This is a genomic window from Nonomuraea sp. 10N515B (assembly GCF_052245915.1).
GTDB lineage: Bacteria > Actinomycetota > Actinomycetes > Streptosporangiales > Streptosporangiaceae > Nonomuraea.
Window position 1 is genome coordinate 1 of record NZ_JBQQBQ010000008.1, and the last position, 20,953, is coordinate 20,953.

At 69.2% G+C, this 20,953-nt stretch carries 18 protein-coding genes; 12 read left to right on the forward strand and 6 right to left on the reverse strand.

What is annotated here, in order from left to right:
* Window positions 1-122 precede the first annotated feature (122 nt).
* Window positions 123-1,022, reverse strand: coding sequence for an LLM class flavin-dependent oxidoreductase (locus ACTWQA_RS13530; RefSeq protein ID WP_443159577.1), 900 nt, complete (start codon window positions 1,020-1,022; stop codon window positions 123-125).
* Between the two features lie 114 nt (window positions 1,023-1,136).
* Between ACTWQA_RS13530 and ACTWQA_RS13535 the strand changes: the two genes are divergently transcribed.
* The 8 genes from ACTWQA_RS13535 to ACTWQA_RS13570 all read left to right on the forward strand — a co-directional run bounded on the left by ACTWQA_RS13535 (window position 1,137) and on the right by ACTWQA_RS13570 (window position 10,980).
* Window positions 1,137-1,676, forward strand: a complete 540-nt coding sequence (locus ACTWQA_RS13535; RefSeq protein ID WP_443159578.1) for a DUF305 domain-containing protein — start codon at window positions 1,137-1,139, stop codon at window positions 1,674-1,676.
* 64 nt (window positions 1,677-1,740) lie between these two features.
* Complete coding sequence (locus ACTWQA_RS13540; protein ID WP_327587321.1) at window positions 1,741-2,439, forward strand: FadR/GntR family transcriptional regulator; 699 nt, start codon at window positions 1,741-1,743, stop codon at window positions 2,437-2,439.
* 20 nt (window positions 2,440-2,459) lie between these two features.
* Window positions 2,460-3,710, forward strand: a complete 1,251-nt coding sequence (locus ACTWQA_RS13545) for an ABC transporter substrate-binding protein (protein WP_443159579.1) — start codon at window positions 2,460-2,462, stop codon at window positions 3,708-3,710.
* Window positions 3,707-4,552 (forward strand): carbohydrate ABC transporter permease, encoded by an 846-nt coding sequence (locus ACTWQA_RS13550; RefSeq protein WP_443159580.1) that lies wholly within the window; start codon window positions 3,707-3,709, stop codon window positions 4,550-4,552. Before ACTWQA_RS13545 ends, ACTWQA_RS13550 begins: the two co-directional genes overlap by 4 nt.
* Window positions 4,549-5,358: a carbohydrate ABC transporter permease gene (locus ACTWQA_RS13555; protein ID WP_443159581.1), complete on the forward strand. Its 810-nt coding sequence runs from the start codon at window positions 4,549-4,551 to the stop codon at window positions 5,356-5,358. The genes ACTWQA_RS13550 and ACTWQA_RS13555 overlap by 4 nt, the downstream gene beginning before the upstream one ends.
* Window positions 5,358-8,315, forward strand: a complete 2,958-nt coding sequence (locus ACTWQA_RS13560; protein ID WP_443159582.1) for a glycoside hydrolase family 38 N-terminal domain-containing protein — start codon at window positions 5,358-5,360, stop codon at window positions 8,313-8,315. The genes ACTWQA_RS13555 and ACTWQA_RS13560 overlap by 1 nt, the downstream gene beginning before the upstream one ends.
* Window positions 8,302-9,534 (forward strand): enolase C-terminal domain-like protein, encoded by a 1,233-nt coding sequence (locus ACTWQA_RS13565; RefSeq protein ID WP_443159583.1) that lies wholly within the window; start codon window positions 8,302-8,304, stop codon window positions 9,532-9,534. The genes ACTWQA_RS13560 and ACTWQA_RS13565 overlap by 14 nt, the downstream gene beginning before the upstream one ends.
* 9 nt (window positions 9,535-9,543) lie before the next feature.
* A complete protein-coding gene (locus ACTWQA_RS13570) occupies window positions 9,544-10,980 on the forward strand; it encodes a S10 family peptidase (RefSeq protein ID WP_443159584.1) in 1,437 nt (478 codons plus the stop codon).
* Here ACTWQA_RS13570 and ACTWQA_RS13575 read toward each other — a convergent pair.
* The 5 genes from ACTWQA_RS13575 to ACTWQA_RS13595 form a co-directional block, all read right to left on the reverse strand.
* Window positions 10,939-11,769: a hypothetical protein gene (locus ACTWQA_RS13575; RefSeq protein WP_443159585.1), complete on the reverse strand. Its 831-nt coding sequence runs from the start codon at window positions 11,767-11,769 to the stop codon at window positions 10,939-10,941. The two genes, ACTWQA_RS13570 and ACTWQA_RS13575, sit on opposite strands and share 42 nt — an antisense overlap.
* Before the next feature lie 80 nt (window positions 11,770-11,849).
* A complete protein-coding gene (locus tag ACTWQA_RS13580) occupies window positions 11,850-12,269 on the reverse strand; it encodes a peptidase inhibitor family I36 protein (protein ID WP_305917352.1) in 420 nt (139 codons plus the stop codon).
* 252 nt (window positions 12,270-12,521) lie between these two features.
* Window positions 12,522-13,292, reverse strand: a complete 771-nt coding sequence (locus tag ACTWQA_RS13585) for an SDR family NAD(P)-dependent oxidoreductase (RefSeq protein ID WP_443159586.1) — start codon at window positions 13,290-13,292, stop codon at window positions 12,522-12,524.
* 67 nt (window positions 13,293-13,359) lie between these two features.
* Window positions 13,360-14,370 (reverse strand): DUF4432 family protein, encoded by a 1,011-nt coding sequence (locus ACTWQA_RS13590; RefSeq protein WP_443159587.1) that lies wholly within the window; start codon window positions 14,368-14,370, stop codon window positions 13,360-13,362.
* Window positions 14,367-15,533, reverse strand: coding sequence for a DUF4185 domain-containing protein (locus ACTWQA_RS13595; protein WP_443159588.1), 1,167 nt, complete (start codon window positions 15,531-15,533; stop codon window positions 14,367-14,369). Before ACTWQA_RS13595 ends, ACTWQA_RS13590 begins: the two co-directional genes overlap by 4 nt.
* Window positions 15,534-15,664: 131 nt before the next feature.
* Between ACTWQA_RS13595 and ACTWQA_RS13600 the strand changes: the two genes are divergently transcribed.
* The 4 genes from ACTWQA_RS13600 (at window position 15,665) to ACTWQA_RS13615 (ending at window position 20,951) form a co-directional block, all read left to right on the forward strand.
* The gene (locus tag ACTWQA_RS13600) at window positions 15,665-17,275 is read left to right on the forward strand and encodes an ABC-F family ATP-binding cassette domain-containing protein (protein ID WP_443159589.1); all 1,611 of its coding nucleotides are present in this window, start codon (window positions 15,665-15,667) and stop codon (window positions 17,273-17,275) included.
* A gap of 64 nt (window positions 17,276-17,339) precedes the next feature.
* Window positions 17,340-18,149 (forward strand): hypothetical protein, encoded by an 810-nt coding sequence (locus tag ACTWQA_RS13605; RefSeq protein ID WP_443159590.1) that lies wholly within the window; start codon window positions 17,340-17,342, stop codon window positions 18,147-18,149.
* Between the two features lie 111 nt (window positions 18,150-18,260).
* Window positions 18,261-19,721: an RNA polymerase sigma factor gene (locus ACTWQA_RS13610; RefSeq protein WP_443159591.1), complete on the forward strand. Its 1,461-nt coding sequence runs from the start codon at window positions 18,261-18,263 to the stop codon at window positions 19,719-19,721.
* 132 nt (window positions 19,722-19,853) lie between these two features.
* Complete coding sequence (locus ACTWQA_RS13615; protein ID WP_443159592.1) at window positions 19,854-20,951, forward strand: C40 family peptidase; 1,098 nt, start codon at window positions 19,854-19,856, stop codon at window positions 20,949-20,951.
* Window positions 20,952-20,953: the final 2 nt, after the last annotated feature.

A 20,953-nucleotide genomic window follows, 5' to 3' on the forward strand; every position in this document is an offset into this window, starting at 1 on the left:
CGCGATCGACGACCTCGCCCAACAGGCAGGCCTCGCCGCCTAAACCCCGCCTAAACCAGCCCGTTCGAGCTCATTCGAACAAACTCCGGCTCACCATGACCGCCTCCGGGCGGCTAAGCCTTCTAGCGCAGGAGGTTGCGGACCTCGGCCAGTAGGTCTACCTGGGTTCGCCAGTCGCCGCCGGCGATTCCGACGATCGCGTGGGCGGCCCCGGCGTCGCGGTAGGCGGACAGTTTCTCGGCGGCCTCCTTCGGGTGGCCGGTGAGGGGGATGTCGATGACGTCGTCCAGGGGGCGGCCGTAGGCGGAGCTGATTCCGGAGGCTATCTCCTGGCGGGAAGGCGTGCCGGTGCCGAGGGCCGACGTGGCGCCGATGGCGATGACGGGTGTGGGGCGGTCGTGTTCGGCGGCCAGCTCGAAGAGTTTCTTCCTGCCTTCGGCGACCTCCCGAGGGGAGATCAGGGAGGGGAACCAGCCGTCGCCGAGACGGGCCGCGCGGCGGATGGCTGCGGCGGAGGCGTTGCCGATCCAGACGGGCGGCATGGGCGCGGGCGGGGCCAGCTCGACGGAGGGCTCGCCGGGTTCGTCGTGGAGCTGGGTCCGCTCGCCGGCCAGGAGCCGGGGGAGCAGGGTCAACGCGGTGTCGGTGCGGCGGCCGCGTTCGGTGTAGGGCACGCCGGCCGCGGCCCACTGGGCGGGGCCGCCGCCGGAGCCGATGCCGAGGATGAGGCGGTTGCCGGAAACGTGCTGCAGGGTTGCGATCTGTTTGGCCGCCCAGGCGATGGGGCGGAGGGCGGGGATGAACACGCTGGTGCCGATCCTGATCCGGGTGGTGGCGGCAGCGGCGGTGGCCAGTGCGATCGGGGCATCCAAGGTCGGGGCGCCGATGGCCAGGTGGTCGCCGTGCCACACGCCGTCCAGTCCGGCGTCCTCGGCGTGTCTGGCCGCCTCACGCAGGTCGATGTGGTCGCGCTGCTGTACGGCGATTCCCGGCAGAATGACGCCGATCTCGAAGGTTCCCATGGGTATACGGTGCAACCTCGAGTTAAGTTGATGTCAATCGGGGAGGGCTCGCGGCTTGCGCCCAGCAAGGAAATCACTTAGGAAGGTTTCCTATTAATAAATGAGGTGAGGTGGGTGCGGGCGAAGGTTGTCGCGATGGCGGTCCTGTCGGGGCTCCTGCTGATCATCACCGGTTGTGGGACGTCCGAACCCGCCGAGGCCCCGGTCAATGCCGACGATGTGATGTTCGTGCAGATGATGGTGCAACATCACCGGCAGGGCATCGAGATCGCGAAGGTGGGCACCGCACGTGCCGCCAAGCAAGAGATCAAGACGCTCACCGCGGCCATTGAGAGCACGCAGCAGAACGAGGTCGAGATGATGTTGCGTTGGCTGCACTCCTGGGATCAGCCCCTCACCGCTCCGTCGACCGGGCACGAGCGCCACGGCGGCATGCCGGAGACGGACGTCAGGGAGATCCGGGCGCTGAAGACGTCCAAGTCCTTTGAGCGGGACCTGCTCAATCTGCTGATCGCCCACCAGGACGACGCCGTGCAGATGGCGGGCATGGAGGTCTACAACGGGGCCAACCCGGCGGTCAAGGAATGGGCGAAGCAGGTGCAGGCCTCCAGGAAAGGCCAGATCGACATGATGGCGGAGTGGCTCAAGCGCTGACGCGTGGCGGAGCGAGGCGGCGACCCATAGACGCCAATGGCATTAAGTGATTAGATCACTTGATATGTCCGAGGTGACGCGTCCCACGCTTTCCGACGCTCTGACCGAGCGCATGCTGGAGCTCATCCGTACCGGAGGGCACCGGCCAGGGGACAGGCTGCCCTCGACCAGGGAGCTCTCGCAGCGCTTCGCCGTCACCACCCCGACGTTGCGCGAGGCGCTGCGCAGGCTCGAGGCCACCGGGGCCATCGAGATGCGGCACGGCTCCGGCATCTACGTCGGAGCCGACATCGAGCGGCTGGTTCTGCCCAATCCCAACATGCGCGAGCTCCACGCCGCTCGGCTGCTGGAGCTGCTGGGCGCGCGCATCCTGATCGAGCCGCCGCTGGCGGCGCTGGCCGCCGAGCACGCGGGTCGCGAGGAGCTGGCCGCACTCAAGCAGGCGCTCGATGAGGCAGGCAGGCACCTGCGCGGCGAGGACGCCGAGCTGCACGACGCGAACATGACCTTCCACCGGGCGACCGCACGGCTGGCGGGCAACAGCGTGCTGCACGAGGTCGTCGACTCGCTGCTCACCGTCCACGGGCCTGAGCAGCGGGAGATCCTGCAGATCTTCGACGACCGGCGCCGCGACTACGAGGAGCACCTGGCGATCCTGGAGGCCATCGAAGCACGCGACGCGGCCGCGGCCGAAGAGCGGATGCGGGCCCACCTGGTGGACGTGAAGACCGTTATAGAGCACCGGTTGCAACCCCCCAAGTAGAGAACCAAGGAGGCCGGCCCATGTACCGGTCACGCATGGCCACGCTCGGCGTGGCGGCGCTCGTCCTGACCGCGTGCGGCGGCGGCAATGCCGCGGCGCCGCAGAAGAAGACCGAATTAACGCTGTACAACGACAAAGGCGCCTGGACGAAGTACTTCGACGGGATGGGCGCGCTGTCCAAGCAGAGCATCGGCCTGGGCATGAAGCCGACGGGATACACGGACTCGGCGCAGTACCAGGCGTTCATCAAGGCGTCGTTCCGCACGAACGTCAAGCCCGATCTGTTCACCTGGCAGACCGGGGGGATGCTGGAGGAGATCGTCAAGCAGAAGCAGGTGGCCGACACCACGGCCGTCTGGCGGGAGGCGATCAAGGCCGGCGACCTGTCGCAGGACCTCGCCCCTTACTACACGATCGGCGGCAAGCAGTACTGCGTGCCGATGAACGTCGCCTACTGGGGCATGTTCTACAACAAGAAGATCTTCGACAAGTACGATCTGCAGCCCCCGCAGACGTGGGACGACCTCATCAAGACCGCGGACACCCTGAAGCAGAACGGGGTCAAGGCGTTCTACCACACCAGCGTGTTGTTCTCGTTCGTCTGGTTCGAGCAGCTCATGGCCGGCACCGACCCGGACCTGTACGACCGCCTGTCCACCGGCAAGGCCAAGTACACCGACCCGGGCGTGGTCCAGGTGATGGAGCGGTGGAAGCAGCTCATTGACGCCGGATATTTCATCAATCCGGGCGATAAAACGGACCCCGGCGATGTGCTCAAGAACGGCAAGGCCGCGATGGTGTCCTTCGGGACCTGGTTCAACACGAGCATGACCCAGCGCGACATGAAGCCGGGCACCGACTACGGCTTCTTCGCCATCCCCAACGTCAACGCCTCCCTCCCGAAGACCTCGATGATCTTCGAGAGTGGCCCGCTCTGCTCGCTGGCCAAGGCCGCCGACCCCGACGCGAGCATGAAGTACCTCAAGTGGTGGACGACCGCCGAAGCCCAGGAGAAGTGGGCCACCAGCCGGGGTGACGTGAGCGCCAATCCCAAGGTCACCATCAAGGACGAGGCGCTCGGCGCCGTCACCAAGGACGCAGGCAGCGGCAAGTACCGGCTGGTCAACCGCTACTTCGAGGCCACCCCGCCACCCATCCTGACAGCCGCGCTGGACGGTTTCAGCAAGTTCGTCACCGAGCCGGGCACCTACAAGGAAGTGCTGGACACCATCCAGAAGAGCGCCGACGAGTACTGGAGCACGCATCAGTGAGCACCCGTGCCCCTATGCTCGGGCGGTTACGGCACGGGTATGTGGCGCCGGCGGCCATTCTGGTCGCGGTGCTGCTCTACGCGCCGTTCGTGTGGACCGCCTACCTGAGCCTCACCCGCTACGACGGGCTGGAGCCGCCCGCCTGGACCGGCCTCGCCAACTTCGGCAAGTTGCTCGAGGACCCGGCGCTGCTGACCTCGACCCGCAACACGCTCATCTGGGTGGCCGGCACGATGGTGCTGCCGGTCGGGCTGGGGCTGCTGGTCGCGGTCCTGTCGTACGACATCAAGGGCGGCGCGTGGTACCGCGTGCCGTTCATGTTGCCGTACGCGCTGAGCGGCGCGGGCCTGGCCATGGTGTGGAGCCCGATCCTGTCGCACGATGGGATCGCCAACCTGCTGCTCGGTGTGGACACCGCGTTCTTGCAGGAAGCGCCGCACAACACCCTCGCCATGCTGCTGGTGTGGACCTGGCAGCAGCTGGGCGTCAACACGTTGTTGTTCGTCGTGGGGCTGCAGTCCATCCCCAAGGAGCCGATCGAGGCGGCGCGGCTGGACGGGGCGTCGGGGTGGCGGCTGTTCAGGCACGTGATCTGGCCGCTGATGAGGCCGCTGACGGCGGTCGTGGTCGGGCTGGCGCTGGTGGCCAGCCTGAAGACGTTCGACATCGTGTGGGTGCTGACGCAGGGCGGCCCGGGGCGCAACTCCGAGACGCTGGCGGTCACCATGTACAAGGAGACGTTCGTGGCCAGCGAATATGGCTATGGCTCGGCCGTGGCGGTGCTGCTCACCGTGGTCACGGGGCTTGCGTCCTACCTCTACCTGAGGAGGCAGGTCCGATGATCCGCAGGGCCGTGCTGATCGTGCTCGGGCTGATCTGGCTCGGGCCGACGTATCTGCTGCTGGTCAACGCCTCGCGGCCGGCGACGTCGTACGATCCCGCCCGCGCCTGGGTGCCCTCCGGCGACTTCTCGCTGCTGGAGAACTTCGGCCACGCCATCGAGGGCGCCAACCTGGGCGGAAGCCTGGCCAGCACCGCGCTCTACAGCATCGTCTCGCCGCTGCTCGGCGTGATCATCGGGGCGCTCGCCGGGTACACCATCGTGGTGCTGAGGCTGCGCCATGGGTTCTGGTGGTTCCTGCTGATCTTCGGTGGCACCGTCTTCCCCTCGCAGATGTTGCTCGTGCCGCTGTTCGTCAGCTACAGCGACGCCGGCCTGTACGACACCCACCTCGGCCTGATCCTCATCTACACGGCGATCAACGTGCCGCTGGGCGCGTTCGTGCTGCGGAACTTCTACTCCGGCATCGCGTTCTCGATCTTCGAGGCGGCCCGCATGGACGGCGCCTCGACCTGGCGCATCTTCTGGCGCATTTACCTGCCGATGTCGCTGAGCGCGCTGATGGCCGTGTTCATCCTCGAGTTCACCTTCATCTGGAACGACCTCGTCTTCGGCCTCACCCTGAGCCAGACGGAGAACGTACGACCGGTGATGACCGCCATCGCCGGGCTCATGACCGACGTCTACGCCGGCACCCCGGTGCCCGTCGGCCTGGCGGCGGGCCTGGTGGTCTCGCTGCCGACTGTCGTGTTGTTCCTCGCCACCCAGCGCCTCTTCGCCCGAGGCCTGTCTCTAGGGAGTGTGTGATGACCAGCCGGTTGCTCCAGCGGAGCCTGGGTAGCCCCGACTACGACGGGATCAGGCAGGCGCTGCGGGACGACACCTCGACGCCCGTCATCAGCGTGCGCGGGCTCGAGGTACGGGTGGCCGTGTTGCCGCTGTTCACCCACGACGGCCGGCAGGCGGTCAGGGTGTCGAGCACCGAGCCGCTCACGCACGTGCTGGTGGGGGTGGACAGCGCGTCGGGCAGGGACGTGACGTTGCTCGTCCCCGAGGTGGACGCGCCGCGCGTGCTCACGCTGGAGAGCCGCGACGACGCCGGCGTGGTCGGCAGCGCCCGGATCACGGTGACCCCGCAGCGTAAGTGGAGCGTGTACGTCGTGCACCACTCGCACCTGGACATCGGCTACACCGACCCGCAGGGCACCGTGCTCCGCCACCACCTGGACTACCTCGACGCCGCCCTCAGGCTGGCGGAGGAGACCGCGTCCTGGCCGGACGACGCCAAGTTCCGGTGGACGGTCGAGTCGTCGATGCCGGCGGTGAAGTGGCTGGCCGCCCGCCCGGCCGAGATGGTCGAGTCGTTCGTGCGATACGGCCGCGAGGGGATCATCGAGGTGACCGCGCTGCCGTTCCAGCTGCACACGGAGGCGTGCTCGACCGAGGAGCTGCACCGGCAGCTCCGCTTCACCCGGCGGTTCGGGTTCCCGGTCACCTCCGCCATGCACACCGACGTTCCCGGCGCGGTCGTCGGGCTGGTGGACGCCCTCAGCCAGGTCGGGGTGCGCTACCTGGCGGCGGCGCACAACTGGGCCGGGCGTTCCGTGCCTTACCTGCACGGCGGCGACAAGCTGACCAGGCCGTTCCGGTGGCGGGCGCCGAGCGGGAACGAGCTGATCGTGTGGTTCACCGACACGCCGCACGGGATGGCGTACATGGAGGGCAACACGGTCGGGCTGACCGACTCCTACGAGCTGGCCGACGACCTGCTGCCGCGGTATCTGTCGGCGCTGGCCACCCGCGGTTACCCGTACGGGCCCGGCACGTTCGGGTGGCAGGGGCCCGACGCGCCGCGGGAGCCGTACGAGCTGGATATGCTGCACCTGCGGGTGCAGGGCGCGCACGCCGACAACGCGGGACCGTCGATCGTGCCGGCGTCGATCGCCCGCAGGTGGAATGAGGAATGGGCCTACCCGCGCCTGCGCTCGGCGGTCAACAGCGACTTCTTCCGGCACGTCGAGGAGCGTTACCTCGACCGGCTGGCGGTGCACAAGGGCGACTGGACCGACTGGTGGGCCGACGGGCTCGGCTCGGGTGCGCGCCCGCTGGGCTACGTCCGCCGCGCCCAGTCCGCGCTCCGCGTCGCCGAGACGCTGCACACGCTGGCCGGGGCCGATGCCACCGAGGAGATCGACGCCGCCTACGACAAGGTCGCGCTGTTCAACGAGCACACCTGGGGCGCGGCCAACCCGTGGGAGGACGCCGAGGAGGCCGGGGATTCCGGCGGTCTGCAGTGGACCCGGAAGTCCTCGGGGGCCTACCAGGCGCAGGATGACGCGGCCGACCTGCTGCACGCGGCCGTCAGACGGTTCGCGGCGGCGTTGTCGGAGGCGGGGACCGAAGGCGGACCTCTGGCCTCCTTCGCCGTCTTCAATCCTGCGACCCGGGCGCGGACCGACGTCGTGCGGACGTTCCTGCCGCGTGACGTGGTGGGCGTGGAGGTGCCGATCACGCTGGTGGACGCGCGGACCGGGGAGACGGTCCCGCATCACGAGGAGTTCGTGGACCCGGATGACTGGCCGACCCGGCCGATCGGGCGGCACGTGCACGCGGTCGTGCCCGACGTTCCCGGGTACGGCTACGTGCGGCTGGACGTCGTTCCCGGCGAGGCCCAAGCCCCCGAGCCGGTCGACCTGGGTGACAGCCCAGCGATCGAGAACGAGTTCTACCGCGTGGCCTACGACGTGCGCGAAGGCTACATCAGCTCGATCTTCGACAAGCGGGCGGGCCGCGAGCTGGTCAACGGGGACGCCGCCGCCGGGTTCGGCCAGTACGTGTACGACCAGTACGCCACCGCCCCGCATTTCAACCATTTGTCGGGACATGTTGGGGCGCATGATCGTACGCTCCTCGGCGACCGGGCCATCGGCCGGCACGCCACGATCACCAAGTGTCAGCGCACGGCCATCGGCGAGAAGCTGGTCGTGGAGCTGCACGGCAAGGGCGTGGACTGGATCCGCACCACGATCGAGCTGCACTACGGCGTGCCCAGGCTGGACCTCACCTACCAGCTCGCCAAGCAGGGCACCCCGGCCAAGGAGGCGGTGTTCCTGGCCTTCCCGTTCGCGACCGGACCGGCCACCGCCTGGGAGCTGACCGGCGGCGTCGGCGGGCCCGACGTGCCCCGCGTGCCGGGCTCGGCCGAGTACATGTTGCCGATCAGGCACTGGATCGCCTTCGAGGACCCCGAGCTGACCATCGCCTGGGCCACGCTGGAGGCGCCGCTGGTGCAACTGGGCACCATCCACATGCCGTACGCGCCGTTCCCGCCGACCCTCGATCATGAGGACGGCACGGTCTACTCGTGGGCGCTCAACAACATCTGGGACACCAATTTCCCGGCGCAGCAGCAGGGCGAGACCACCTTCAGGTACGCCGTCACGAGTCTGACTGTCGCCGAGTCCGCGACAACGGACGTCGGGGTCGGTGGCCGCCGGCTGGGCGCGGCGGCGGCCGCCGGGCTGACCGAGCCGTTCGTCGGCGCGCTGATCACCGACAGCCCGGCAGCCACCGAGACGTACGCCTCGGTGGACCATCCGGATGTGCTCATCACCTCGATCGGGAAGGACAGTGTCAGGCTCCAGTCGCTGGCCGCCGAGCCGGTCGAGGCGACCATCACCATGCCAGGTCGTGAGCCGGTCGAGGTACGGCTGCCCGCCTGCGGGGTCGCCGTCATTGGAGGACGCGCTCATGAAGATCGTTGACATCCGGGCCACGACGGTCGCGGTCCCGCTGGAGGCGCCGCTGCGGCACAGCAACGGCGCGCACTGGGGGCGGTTCGTCCGGACGATCGTCGAGGTCGAGGCCGACAACGGGCTCGTCGGCCTCGGGGAGATGGGCGGCGGCGGGGAGAGCGCCGAGGCCGCCTTCCGCGCGCTGGTGCCGTACCTGAAGGACCACGACCCCTTCCAGCTGGAGGCGCTGCGCTTCAAGATCGCCAACCCCACGGCCTCGCTCTACAACAACCGCACGCAACTGCTGGCCGCCATCGAATTCGCCTGCATCGACCTCATCGGCCAGCAGCTCGGGGTGCCCGCCTGCGACCTGCTCGGTGGCCGCCTCCGCGACGCGGTGCCGTTCTCCTCCTATCTGTTCTTCCGGTACGCCGCCGCCGGCCACGGCGAGATCCGCACGCCCGAGCAGCTCGTCGAGCACACCGCGCAGCTCAAGGCGGCGCACGGGTTCACTGTGCACAAGCTCAAGGGCGGCGTGTTCCCACCGGACTACGAGCTGGAGTGTTACCGGGCGCTGGCCGAGGCGTTTCCCCGGGACCGGCTCAGGTACGACCCGAACGCCGTGTTGTCGGTGGCCGAGGGCCTGCGGTTCGGCCGGGCCATCGAGGACCTGAACAACGACTACCTGGAGGACCCGGTCTGGGGGCTCGAAGGGCTCAGGGCCGTGCGCGAGCAGGTCAAGGTGCCGCTGGCGACGAACACCGTGGTCGTCAACTTCGAGCAGCTCGCCTCCAACGTGCTGCGCAGGGCGGCCGATGTGGTGCTGCTCGACACGACGTTCTGGGGCGGGATCAGGCCGTGTGTGAAGGCGGCGGGCGTGTGCGAGACGTTCCAGCTCGGCGTGGCCGTGCACTCGTCGGGGGAGCTCGGGATCCAGCTCGCGACCATGCTGCACCTCGGGGCCGTGTTGCCGAACCTCACCTACGCCGCCGACGCCCACTATCACCAGTTGCGTGACGACGTGATCGAGGGCGGCAAGCTGGCTTACGTCGACGGGGCCATCACCGTGCCGTCGGCGCCCGGGCTGGGGGTGCGGCTGGACCGGGACCGGGTCGCCCGCTATGCCGAGCTCTACAAGGAAAAGGGCGGGTATCCGTACGATCGCGACCCTGGGCGGCCCGGCTGGTACGCCACGGTCCCGAACGAACGTTTCGCCGATCCCACCGTAGCCCTGGAAATCGCCCCATAATTGGGCGCTATGTCTGAAGCTACCCAGTCTGTTCCTCCGGCCGACAACCTCGTCACCACGTCCCACACCCTGCCGTCGGGCGAGGTGTACACCGCCGTCACCGGAACCATGGTGTTGCGCGAGGAGGTGTTCAGCGAAGGTACGTTCGGCGGCCTGCGGCCGAAGGCCGAGATGTTCGTCACCGCGTACACGCTGGCTGGAGCCGACCCGCTGACCAGGCCGGTCACGTTCGCGTTCAACGGCGGGCCCGGGTCGTCGAGCGTGTGGTTGCATCTGGGCGTGCTCGGCCCGCGCCGGGTCGTCATGGGTGACGCGGGGGCGCTGCTGCCGCCTCCGTACGGGCTGGCCGACAACGAGGAGAGCCTGCTGAGGGTGAGCGACCTGGTCTTCATCGACCCGGTCTCCACCGGCTACTCGCGGGCCGCCGAAGGCGAGAAGGCCGAGCCGTACCACGGGTTCACCGGCGACCTGGAGTCGGTGGGCGAGCTGATCAGATTGTGGACCACCAGGAACGGGCGGTGGATGTCGCCGAAGTTCCTGGCCGGCGAGTCGTACGGGACGGTCAGGGCGGCCGGGCTGGCCGATCACCTGCAGTCGCGTTACGGGCTCTACCTCAACGGCGTGATCCTCATCTCGTCGGTGCTCGACTTCGGAACCGGGGAGTTCAACGAGGGCAACGATCTCGCCTACGCCCTCTATCTGCCGACATATGCGGCCATCGCGCACTATCACGGGCTGCATGGCGACCGGCCGCTGGCAGACGTGCTCCGCGAGGCCGAGGAGTTCGCCGACCGCGACTACCTGTGGGCGCTGGCCCGCGGTAGCCGGCTGACGCCCGAGGAACGTGCGGCCGCGGTCGCCAGGATCGCCGCGCTGACCGGGCTGAGCGAGGACTACGTCGACCGCGTGAACCTGCGGATCGAGCACATCAGGTTCTTCACCGAGCTGCTGCGCTCGCGCCGCCTGACCGTCGGGCGCCTCGACGGCCGTTTCACCGGCTGGGATCCCGACGCGGGCCGCGAGCACTTCTCCGCCGACCCCAGCATGAGCGCGATCATGGGGCCCTACAGCGCCGCGCTCAACCACTACCTCCGCGCGGAGCTGGAGTACGCCAACGACCTGCCGTACGAGGTGCTCACCTCGCGCGTGCGGCCGTGGTCGTACAAGGAGTTCGAGAATGCGCACGTCACGGTGGTCGACAAGCTGAGCGCGGCCATGCGGGCCAACCCCCACCTGCGCGTGCACGTGGCCTGCGGCTACCACGACGGGGCGACGCCGTACCACGCCGCCGAGCACACCCTCGCCCACCTGCCCGTGCCCGCCGAGTTGGCGGGCAACGTGGACGTCAAGTACTACGAGGCCGGGCACATGATGTACGTCCACGAGCCCAGCAGACTGCGGCAATCAGCCGACCTTGCCGCCTTTGTGCGCGGCGAGCACGCTTGACGCTCTTTTGAGGCGATGCTCAAGGTTGGCCCGGAGCGCGGCGAAGCGGTCGGTGTTGTCCCTGATGACGGCCCGTTGCAGCGCCGCGTCCGCCGTGTGCCAGGCGGCCACCAGCCCCGACGCCCACTTGCACTGCGTGTCGGCGATCGCGGTCTGCTTCTCATCCTCGGTCACGGTGCGTTTCTCCAGGTCCCAGCGGCTGTCGGCGATGGCCGCCTCGGGAGCCGGGTACGAGTGGCCCTCCTGGCTCATGCACGACTGCCAGCGCGTGACGGCGCTCGTCACCGACGGGTTTTTGGCGGATTGCTCCAACGTGAGCGAGTCCTGCAGGGCCAGCCACGGCCAGTCCGCCTTCTGCGCGCCCCGCTCCAGGACCAGCGCCGCCCGATCCAGGCACCCTCGGTTCGTGGCGGTGCCGTACAGGCGGTGGCGGGCGGGCTTGGGCAGCTTGCCCGCCCAGGATCGGGTCGTGTCCGGAGACGGCGGCCGGGCGAGGTGGTAGCCGTAACGGCGGGCCGCCTCGGTGTCCACGACGCCGTAGCGGCGGGAGTTGCCGGGTTCCACGGCGGCGATGACGGCCGGGTCCTCGGCGGGCGGCTCGATCGTGACGCCTTTCTTGTGCATGCACCGCACAACCAGGAGATTGTGCGCGTTACCTAGAATGGCCTGCTGCTCGGGAGTGGTCTTGTAGGCGTCGAACGGCAGCACCAGCTGCGCCACCGAAGTGGCGGCGGACGGTGCCGACGCCTGCTGCTTGGGTTCGCCGGCGGTGCAGCCTGCGACGCCCATCAGCAGTAGCGTGCCCACGAGAAGCTCGCGGCAGCCGGTTTCCGGCGGCCAGACCCGGAAACCGGCACTCCCGGTCTTGGTCAGCCGCACCAGATGTCGAGTGAGCTGGCGCTGTTGTTGCCGACGGCGTTGTTCGCCAGGAACCCATCGTTCGAATTGTGCGTGAACGTGCTGTGGGCGCCGGTGTAGTAGGGGTGCTGCCAGAGCGTGGAGCTGCAGCCGATCCGGTTCCGCACGGAGCTCACCTCGTTGTTCATGGTGCGCCATGAATTGCTGAAGTCCCAATTCAGCCAGTTGTTGTCGGCGAAGTTGGTGTCGTCCTTGACGAAGTCGCGCCAGTGATCGACCTGGCCGCGGTTGTAGTCGAAGCCGGCGTACAGGCAGACGCGACCGCCGTAGCAGGTGGAGCGGGGGCTGGCCACCGCGGTGGCGGCGGGGACGACCACGGTCAACATCGCGGCCGCGGCGACGAAGCCGGCGGCCTTTTTGGATAGCCTCACAGGTCTCTCCTAGATCGGTGAGTCGTTTCGACTACGTGACGTAGCGTGCCGAATCGAATGCGAGACGTTATGACCCGCTGGTCCGATTGCGGCTGCGCGCCCATGGTGGGTCGCGTGCCGGGCACGCCGTCACACTCGTATCAAGGGGGTGACCTGGGAGTTCTTGCTATTGACGCAACTGTTGCCAGCTTTGCAAAAGAGCGGGGGAATTGGTGGGGCGGGCTCGACCCATTCGCGTATTCAGAAAGTGGTCTATTCGGGGAGCGCCGCCGGGTTCTGCGCCAATAGGCCGCCGTCCACGCGGTGCTCTGCCCCGGTGATGAAGGAGGAGCGCGGGCCGGCCAGGAACGCCACCAGCTCCGCCACTTCCTCGGGCCGGCCCACGCGGCCCAGCGGATGGGCGCGGCCCCACTGCCTGACCTGCTCCTCCTGCGACAGCTCGCCCCGCCATAGGTCCGCCGCCCAGCGCAGCATCGGCGTGTCGACCGAGCCCGGGCACACCACGTTCACCCTGATGCCGTCGGCGGCGTGGTCGAGCGCCATGGCCCTGGTCAGGCCGTTGAGCGCGGCCTTGCTCGCGGTGTAGGCGGCCACCCGCGCCTGCGAGGAGAACGCCTGCACCGACGAAATGAGCACGATCGAGCCGCCGCCGCGGGCGCGCAGCCGTGGGACGGCCGCCTTGCACGCCAGGTAGACGCCCTTGAGGTTGATGTCGAGAACCTCGTCCCAGACGTCCTCGGGCGTGTCCTCGACGGTGCCGTACCGTTGCACGCCGGCGCAGGTCACGACGATGTCGAGGCCGCCGAACCTGGTCACGGCCAGGTCCACCAGGTCGCGCATCTCGCCGGCGCTGCGCACGTCGGCGATCCGGCCGACGACGTGTTCGGTGTCGAGCGCGGCGTCCTTGTCCACCCCGCAGAACACCACGGACGCCCCGCCATCGGCCAGGCGGTCGACCACCGCCCGCCCGATGCCCATCGACCCGCCCGTGACCAGCGCCACCTTCCCACTGAGCTCGCTCATGCGCCCTCCTTCGTCGGGCGCATGAGCGATTCGCTGCTGCGTCTAATTGTTCGTTCGCTACGCTCACTCACGGCAATACCTCCGCGCGCATCCTCAGCACTTTCGTCTCGTACGGGTCCAGGACGAGGGCCGTGCCGTTGGCCACGGCGGCGGCCAGGCCGTCGGTCGGCATGCTGGAGAACGGCTCGAGCCCGACCGTGTACACCCGGCCCCACCAGGGGTAGCCGGTGGACGCGCCCAGCTCCTGCCACATCCACAGGTACGGCAGGAGCGACGCATCCCACTCCACCCGCATACCGATATCCCCCGAAATTTCGTACCAACCCTCGTCAAAGCCGGTCAGGTAGACGATGTCGCTCGGCGACCCCGGCTCCGGCACCATGCTGAGGTCGGTCTCGCCCCCTTGGGCGGCGGGCACCCTCGGCCACACCCACGGCCCGCCCGCGCGGACTCTGCGGCCGGCCGGGTTGATCGCCGTCGGGTGCGGGACCACCTGGACGCCCTCCGGCAGCCGGATCCTCGCGCCCGGACGCAGGAAGGGGCGCCCGTAGACGATGTGCTGCCCCCACATGGCGTGCAACGTGACCGGGGACTCGTTCGTGGCCATGCCCTCGATCTCCAGCGCGGCCGTCCCCGACCGCAGCCTGAAGACCTTCTCCATCCGGTACGGCAGCCGCCTGGTCCTGACGCCGAGCCGGATCGCGACCTCTTCCTCGCAGTCCGCCACGACCTCGCAGGACCACGGCAGGCCGGCGACCTCGCCGTGCTGGGCCAGCCGAGCGCCTTTGTACTCGCTCGGCGCGCCGCCGCTGGGGAAGATCTCCTGCCAGCCGCCCTCGTAGTGGTCCACGAACTGGGCGACGTCGTCGGCCGCGCCCTGGAGGTGGTCGCGCGGGTGACGCAGGCCGTGCGGGGAGATCCAGACGAAGTCCGTGTCCGTGGGTTTGTGCAGGAACTCGACGACGTCTCCGCCCTTGTCCGGCACGACGGTCACCCGGAGCCGCTCGTTCTCCAGAACGACCGCCCGCAGCCCGTCGATCACGACGTGCCGCAGGCGGGCCGCCCAGTTGCGCCTCACTGGAAGGTCACGTCCAGAAAGCGCGGCCGGTAGATGGAGACGTCGCGGTAGTGGTCGGTGTTCACGAAGCTGTTGACGTTGTACGAGACCACCAGCCCGCCGCCCGCGATCTCGGGATGGGCGTGGGCGTTGTAGGTGAAGATGTTCCCGCTGGTCTCGGGGGTCGTGTAGACGTGCTGCTTGCCGGTGAACGGCCCGAAGGGCGAGCACGAGGAGTAGGCCACGATGTTCGCGCTCAGCACCTCGGTCGTGTCATGGGTGATCAGGACATATCCGGATCCGACCTTGCTGACGCTGTATTCGTTCGCCACGCCGCTCATGATCCGCGCCGAGTCGGCCTCGTTGGGCGACCAGGTGCCGTCGGCCTTGAGATACTCCCAGGCGCCCCGCAGGCTCTGGCCCTTGACGCGGGCGATGTGCATGTATTTGGGCGAGCCGAAGTCCTCCACACCGTAGATGTAGGTGTATCCGCCGTCCTTGAGTATTCCCGAGGCCCAGGCCACACCGTGCCCGGACGGCAGGTCGTGCACGCTGATCGGCCGGTTGAGCCGTCCCGGGGCGAACGTGGCGACCACGTTCCGGTGCCAGCGCCAGTCCCACGCGCCGGTGCCGTAGCGCTCGTACTCCTGGTAGGTGACCTCCACGACCCCGCCGGCGAGCGTCGCGTCGCCGGCCCAGTACCAGTGGTTCTTGTCGCGGGGCGGCATCACGGCGGTGGGCTTGGCGGCGGTGCCGTCGTGGATCGTGGACAGCCTGCCGTTGCGCTCGACGGCGAAGGAGTTGTTCAGGAAGACCGTGGTGCCGCCCTCCTCGACCACGGGCGGGCGCGAGCCGTCGGGGTTGACCTGGCCGAGGAAGGTGTCGGAGAAGATCCAGAGTTCCTTGCCGTTCGGCATCCTGAGTGAGTAGGTGCCGTCGGCGCCCGTCCAGTCGTCCAGCCGGCTGTTGTCGTTGCCGTAGGCGGTGAACAGGCTGGTTAAACGCGCATTCGTGGTCGTGCCCCGGACGGTCGGGGCACAGGGGGAGGCGGCGGTGAGCTGTTGTTGTTGCGGCGCGACGCTCGGCACCGGTTTGGGAGGGGCGGCCCACGCGTGCTGCGGCACGGTCGTGAGAGCGATGAACGCGATGGCCAGGGGGGCGAGGGCATTGCGGAATCGGGTCATCACTTGTTCCTTGGGAAGGGGTGATTCCCTACAGTTCTAGTCATTAGATCACTTAGTGTCTAGGCGTCGCGCGGGACTGCCTGTCGAAAAATGTGGTGCCTGGATCGGAGCGCGGCAGCTAACCTGCCGGGATGGGCCACGTCGAAGTAGGACATTTGACATACGTGCTGCCCGACGGTCGGCCTCTGCTCAACGACGTCTCCTTCCGGATCGGCGACGGTGTCAAGGCGGCGCTCGTCGGGCCCAACGGCGCGGGCAAGACCACGCTCCTGCGGCTGATCGCCGGTGACCTGCAGCCGGTCGACGGCAGCGTCGCGAGCTCCGGCGGGCTGGGCGTGATGCGGCAGTTCATCGGCAGCGTGCGCGACGGCAGCAGCCTCCGGGACCTGCTGCTCGGCGTCGCGCCGCCCGCGGTGCGGAAGGCCGCCGAGCGGCTCGACGAGGCCGAGTTGATGATGATGGAGCGCGACGACGAGAAGACGCAGATGCGTTACGCGCAGGCCATCGCCGACTACACCGACGCGGGCGGCTACGAGATCGAGGTGTTGTGGGACACCTGTACGGTGGCCGCGCTCGGCGTGCCGTACGAAAGGGTGAAATATCGGGAGGTGTCGACGCTGTCGGGTGGGGAGCAGAAGCGGCTCGTCCTCGAGGCGCTGCTCCGCGGCCCCGACCAGACCCTGCTGCTCGACGAGCCCGACAACTACCTCGACGTGCCCGGCAAGGAGTGGCTGGAGCAGCAGCTCCGGGAGACGCCCAAGACGGTGGTGCTGGTCAGCCACGACCGCCAGCTGCTCGCCAACGCCGCCGACCGGATCGTCACCGTCGAATCCGGAAACATCTGGGTCCACGGCGGCGGCTTCGCCACCTACGCCGAGGCCCGCAAGGCCCGCAACGAGCGGCTCGACGAGCTGCGCAGGCGCTGGGACGAGGAGCACGCCAAGCTCAAGGCCCTGGTCAACATGCTCAAGAACAAGGCCAGATACAACGACGGCATGGCCGCCGCCTACCACGCCGCCCAGACCCGGCTGCGGAAGTTCGAGGAGGCGGGCCCACCCGAGGTGGCGCCGAGCGAGCAGAACATCAAGATGCGGCTCAGAGGCGGCCGCACCGGCAAACGCGCGGTCATCTGCGAGCAGCTGGAGCTCACCGGCCTGATGCGGCCGTTCGACCTGGAGATCTGGTACGGCGAACGCGTCGCGGTGCTCGGCTCCAACGGCTCGGGCAAGTCCCACTTCCTGCGCCTGCTGGCGGGGGAGCCGGTCGACCACCAGGGCGCGGGCAGGCTGGGCGCCCGCGTGGTGCCAGGGCATTTCGCCCAGACCCACGCCAGACCCGAGCTGATCGGCCGCACGCCGGTCGAGATCGTCGTGGCCGAGCACGCCAAGCTGAAGAACGAGGCCATGAAGGCATTGGCCCGCTACGAGCTGGCCGGCCGGGTCGCCGAGCAGCGGTTCGAGACGCTGTCCGGCGGGCAGCAGGCGCGGCTGCAGATCCTCCTGCTCGAGCTGTCCGGGGCCACGCTGCTGCTGCTGGACGAGCCGACCGACAACCTCGACCTGGCCAGCGCCGAGGCGCTCCAGGCCGGGCTCGACGCGTTCGACGGCACGGTGCTGGCGGTCACCCACGACCGCTGGTTCGCCGCCGACTTCGACCGTTTCCTGATCTTCGGCTCGGACGGCACGGTCTACGAGTCGGCCGAGCCGATCTGGGACGAGGCCAGGGTCGTGCGGCCCCGTTAAAGAGTTGGTACGGCTGGCGCGTGTCCTCTGCCAGCCGTGCCCATGCTCGGGTTATCACGGCAAAGTGATCCCGCACAGTCGAACCGTCAGCGTACTCGCACTCGGGGCACTCGGGGCGATCTGCCTCGCAGGGTGCTCGAGCGAGGAACGGCCCGTCCAACAACTCAAGCCTCTGGCACTCAAGGAACAGGTCTCGAACATCGCCAAGTCCGCGGACGGCTACGCCGTCACCTGGGCCGGCGTGCTCAGCAACGCCAACCCGTGGCACTTCGGCGAGCACGTCGTGGCCACGATCGTCGGGCAGGACGCCAAGGGCACCGAGGTCGTCCGGCTGGACCAGCCGCTCGACGCCGTGCCACCGGGTGGGTCGCTGGCCTTCACCGGGCAGGCCAGCGCCGCCGAGAAGCCGGCCAAGGTGACCATCCAATACCGCCCCGCACAATGGCGACCGGCGGCGCGCATCGCCTCGGCTTTCCAGCGGTTCCCTGTCACCCGTGCCCAGACATTGCGCCAGAAAGACGGCTCATACCTTATTACCGGATATGTAGGGAATCCGTATCAGGCATCGGCCAGCAGCCTCGTCGTGAACGCGTTGTTGCGTGACAAGACGGGCAAACTGCTGGGCGGGGGCAGCACGTTCGTGGACGACGTGAAGGCGGGGAGCCCGCCGAGGTTCATCCTCACCGTCTCGGGGCTCCCGCCGCGCGCGGACGTCGCCAGGACCGAGATCACGGCCAGGACCTGGGGTTCGACCGGCCGTCCCTACGAGGATCTGGCGCTCGGCGGGGCCATCCCCGTGCATACGGTCAAGCCCAAGAGCGAGCCGTTCGAGGTGGACCGGAGCACGCAAGTCGCATCGGTCCATAAGCAGTGATTTGCCGCATAAAGTCCGAAATATCGGATGGGCTAATCACGCGAAATTCACATGTGCCAGCAGTGCCAAATCGGTGGAACTACTAGTTACGAATCCATTACATTCGGTCACATGACCGACCGCGCCCTGGTGGATGCGCTCCGCGCCCGCCATCCCGGCGCCCCCGCCGCGCTCTATGACGCGTACGCGGAGGACGTCTACCGCTACTGCTGGTCCCTTCTGCTCAGCGCCGACAGCGCACAGGTGGCGCTCCGCGACACGTTGATCGCCGCCGAGGCGCACGCGAGCGCGCTGACCGACCCCGACCGGCTCCGCGCCTGGCTGTACGCGCTGGCCCGGGGCGAATGCCTGCGCCGCCGCGCGGCCGCGCCGCCGGGCGCCGCCGAGGCACTGGCCGAGGCGCCCCCGCTGGACGACCCCGCCGACGCCGATCTTCGGGTCATGGCGTGGAACGCGGTCCAGGGCCTGCCCGTCGCCGACCGGGAGATCCTGGAGCTGTCGATCAGGCACGAGCTGCCCGACCCCGAGCTGGCCCAGGTGCTCGCCGTCCCGGTACGCCAGGTGGAGGAGGCCATGGCGACCGCCCGCGACCACCTGCGTGACGCCATCACCGCCGAAATCCTGGCCAGGAAGGGCCCGTACGACTGCCCGCGGCGGGCCGCCATCCTGTCCGGCTTCTCCGGCGAGCTCACGGCGGGCATGCGCGAGCGCCTGGTCAGGCACCTCTCGCAGTGCGACATCTGCGCGCCGCACCGCGGCCGGCAGGTCTCGGCGACCAAGGTCTTCGACCTGCTGCCGCGCACGACACTGCCCGATGCGTTGCGCATCAGGGTGATGAGCTCCTTCGTCGACCCCGAGCTGCTGCCCTACCGCCGCTACGTCGCCAGGCGTACGGGCGCGCTGGGCGCGGCCGGGTTTCCCCTCCACGCGGCCAAGAGCGTTCGAAGGTGGCCTCAGGCGCTGGCGAGCGCGCTGGCGGCGGTTGCGGCCGTGGTGGCGATAGCGGTGATCTTCCAGGTGATGGGCAGGGACGGCGTGGGCCTGTCAGGGGGCGCGACGGCCGCGGCCCCGGCGACGGGGGAGCCGCCCGAGGTCCGGGTGCCGCGGCAGAGTGAGCCCCAGAACGTGCCGATGACCGTGGAGCCCGTGGTCAATCCCACGACCACGCAGCCCGTCCAGCCGCCCGGCTCGTCACCTCAGGGCACCTCATGGCGCCCGCCGCCCATCTCCGAGCCCGCGCCGCCGTCGGCCGGCCCTCCTGTGCGGACACCGCCACAGCAGCAACCAGGGCAGCCGCCACAGCAGCAACCAGGAGGGCCGCCCACGTGGCGACCGCCGGCAGGCCCGCCGCCCGGCACCCACCCCGGCGGGCACGGTCCCCGGCCGCACCCGGGCAACCCCCGCCCCTGCACCCGCACCTCGTGCCCAACCCACACTCCAACGTCGACCCCGACCGCCACGCCGACGCATCAGAGCTCAGCCCCGACGCCGACGGCGACACCGACCACCACGCCGGCGGAAACGACCACCCCCACGCCCGCCGGCGAGCACACGCCTGCCGAGAACGGCTGACCCCGTCCCCGGTCATCACCAAGAGCACGCCATGAAGAGCAGCGGATCCCCTCCACTCCGCCGACGTCACGTTACGTGAGCGCCGTAGCGGGAACTGTGTGCATGGAGTAACCATTGTGGTCTGGGGGACCTATGCGCACGTTCCGGGCAGGGCTGCTGGCGTGCTGCCTGTTCGTCGCGCTCTGCCCGCCGGTCCATGCCGAGCCCGCGCCATCCGGTCGTGACGTGGCGAAGGCCCGCGAAGCCGTACGAGAACGGTCGAACGACCTGGCGGCGGCGAGCGCGAAGCTGGCCACGGCGCAGTCGCGGCTCGCGCGGTTGACGGCCGAGGTGGAGCGGCTGGTCGAGGCGTACAACGGGGAGATGGTGCGGCTGCGGAACGCCGAGCAGGCCGCCTCGCAGGCCCAGGCCCGGCTGGCGACGGCCGACGCCGAGGTCGAACGGGCCAGGCAGGACGTCGCGCTGCTCGCGACGGAGACGTACGGGGGATGGGCAACGCTGGCGCCGATCATCGGCATGATCGTCGACCAGGGCGGCGCCGATGGCCGTCTGCACCGGGCAGGCGTGCTCGGGCAGCTCAGCGGCGAGCGAGCGGCGATCCTGGCCCGGCTGCGCGACACGCAAGTGGTGGCCGCCATCCTACGCACTGAGGCGGTGAACGCCCGGGCAGCGCAGCAGGCCGCCGCCGAGAGCGCTCGGCGGGCGAAGATCGCTGCCGAGGCGGCCGTGGCAGGTCAGCGGCGCGAGACGCAGGTGTTGCAGGCCCGTGAGCACCGCCTGCAACAGCGGGTTGACGCGGCACGGTCCCACGCCGAGCTGCTGGCCAGACGCCGGGAGGCGGCCAAGCTGGTCTCCGGCGGCTCGGCCTTCGGCGACGCGGCGGCCAACTGGGCGCTCACCCAGTTGGGGAAGCCGTACGTGTGGGCGGCCGACGGCCCGGACACCTACGACTGCTCAGGACTGACCATGCGGGCCTGGGAACGCGCGGGAGTGCGGCTCGACCACTGGACCGGCACCCAGTGGACGTCGGGCCCGCACGTGCCGCTGGACCAGCTGCGCCGCGGGGACCTGCTGTTCTTCGCGTACAACACCAGCGACCCCGCCACCATCCACCACGTCGGGATCTACGTGGGCCGCGGCCTGATGGTGCACGCGCCGCAGACCGGCGACGTGGTGCGGGTCGCCTCGATCTGGCGCGGGGACCTCGTGGGCGCCACCAGGCCCCGCTGAAG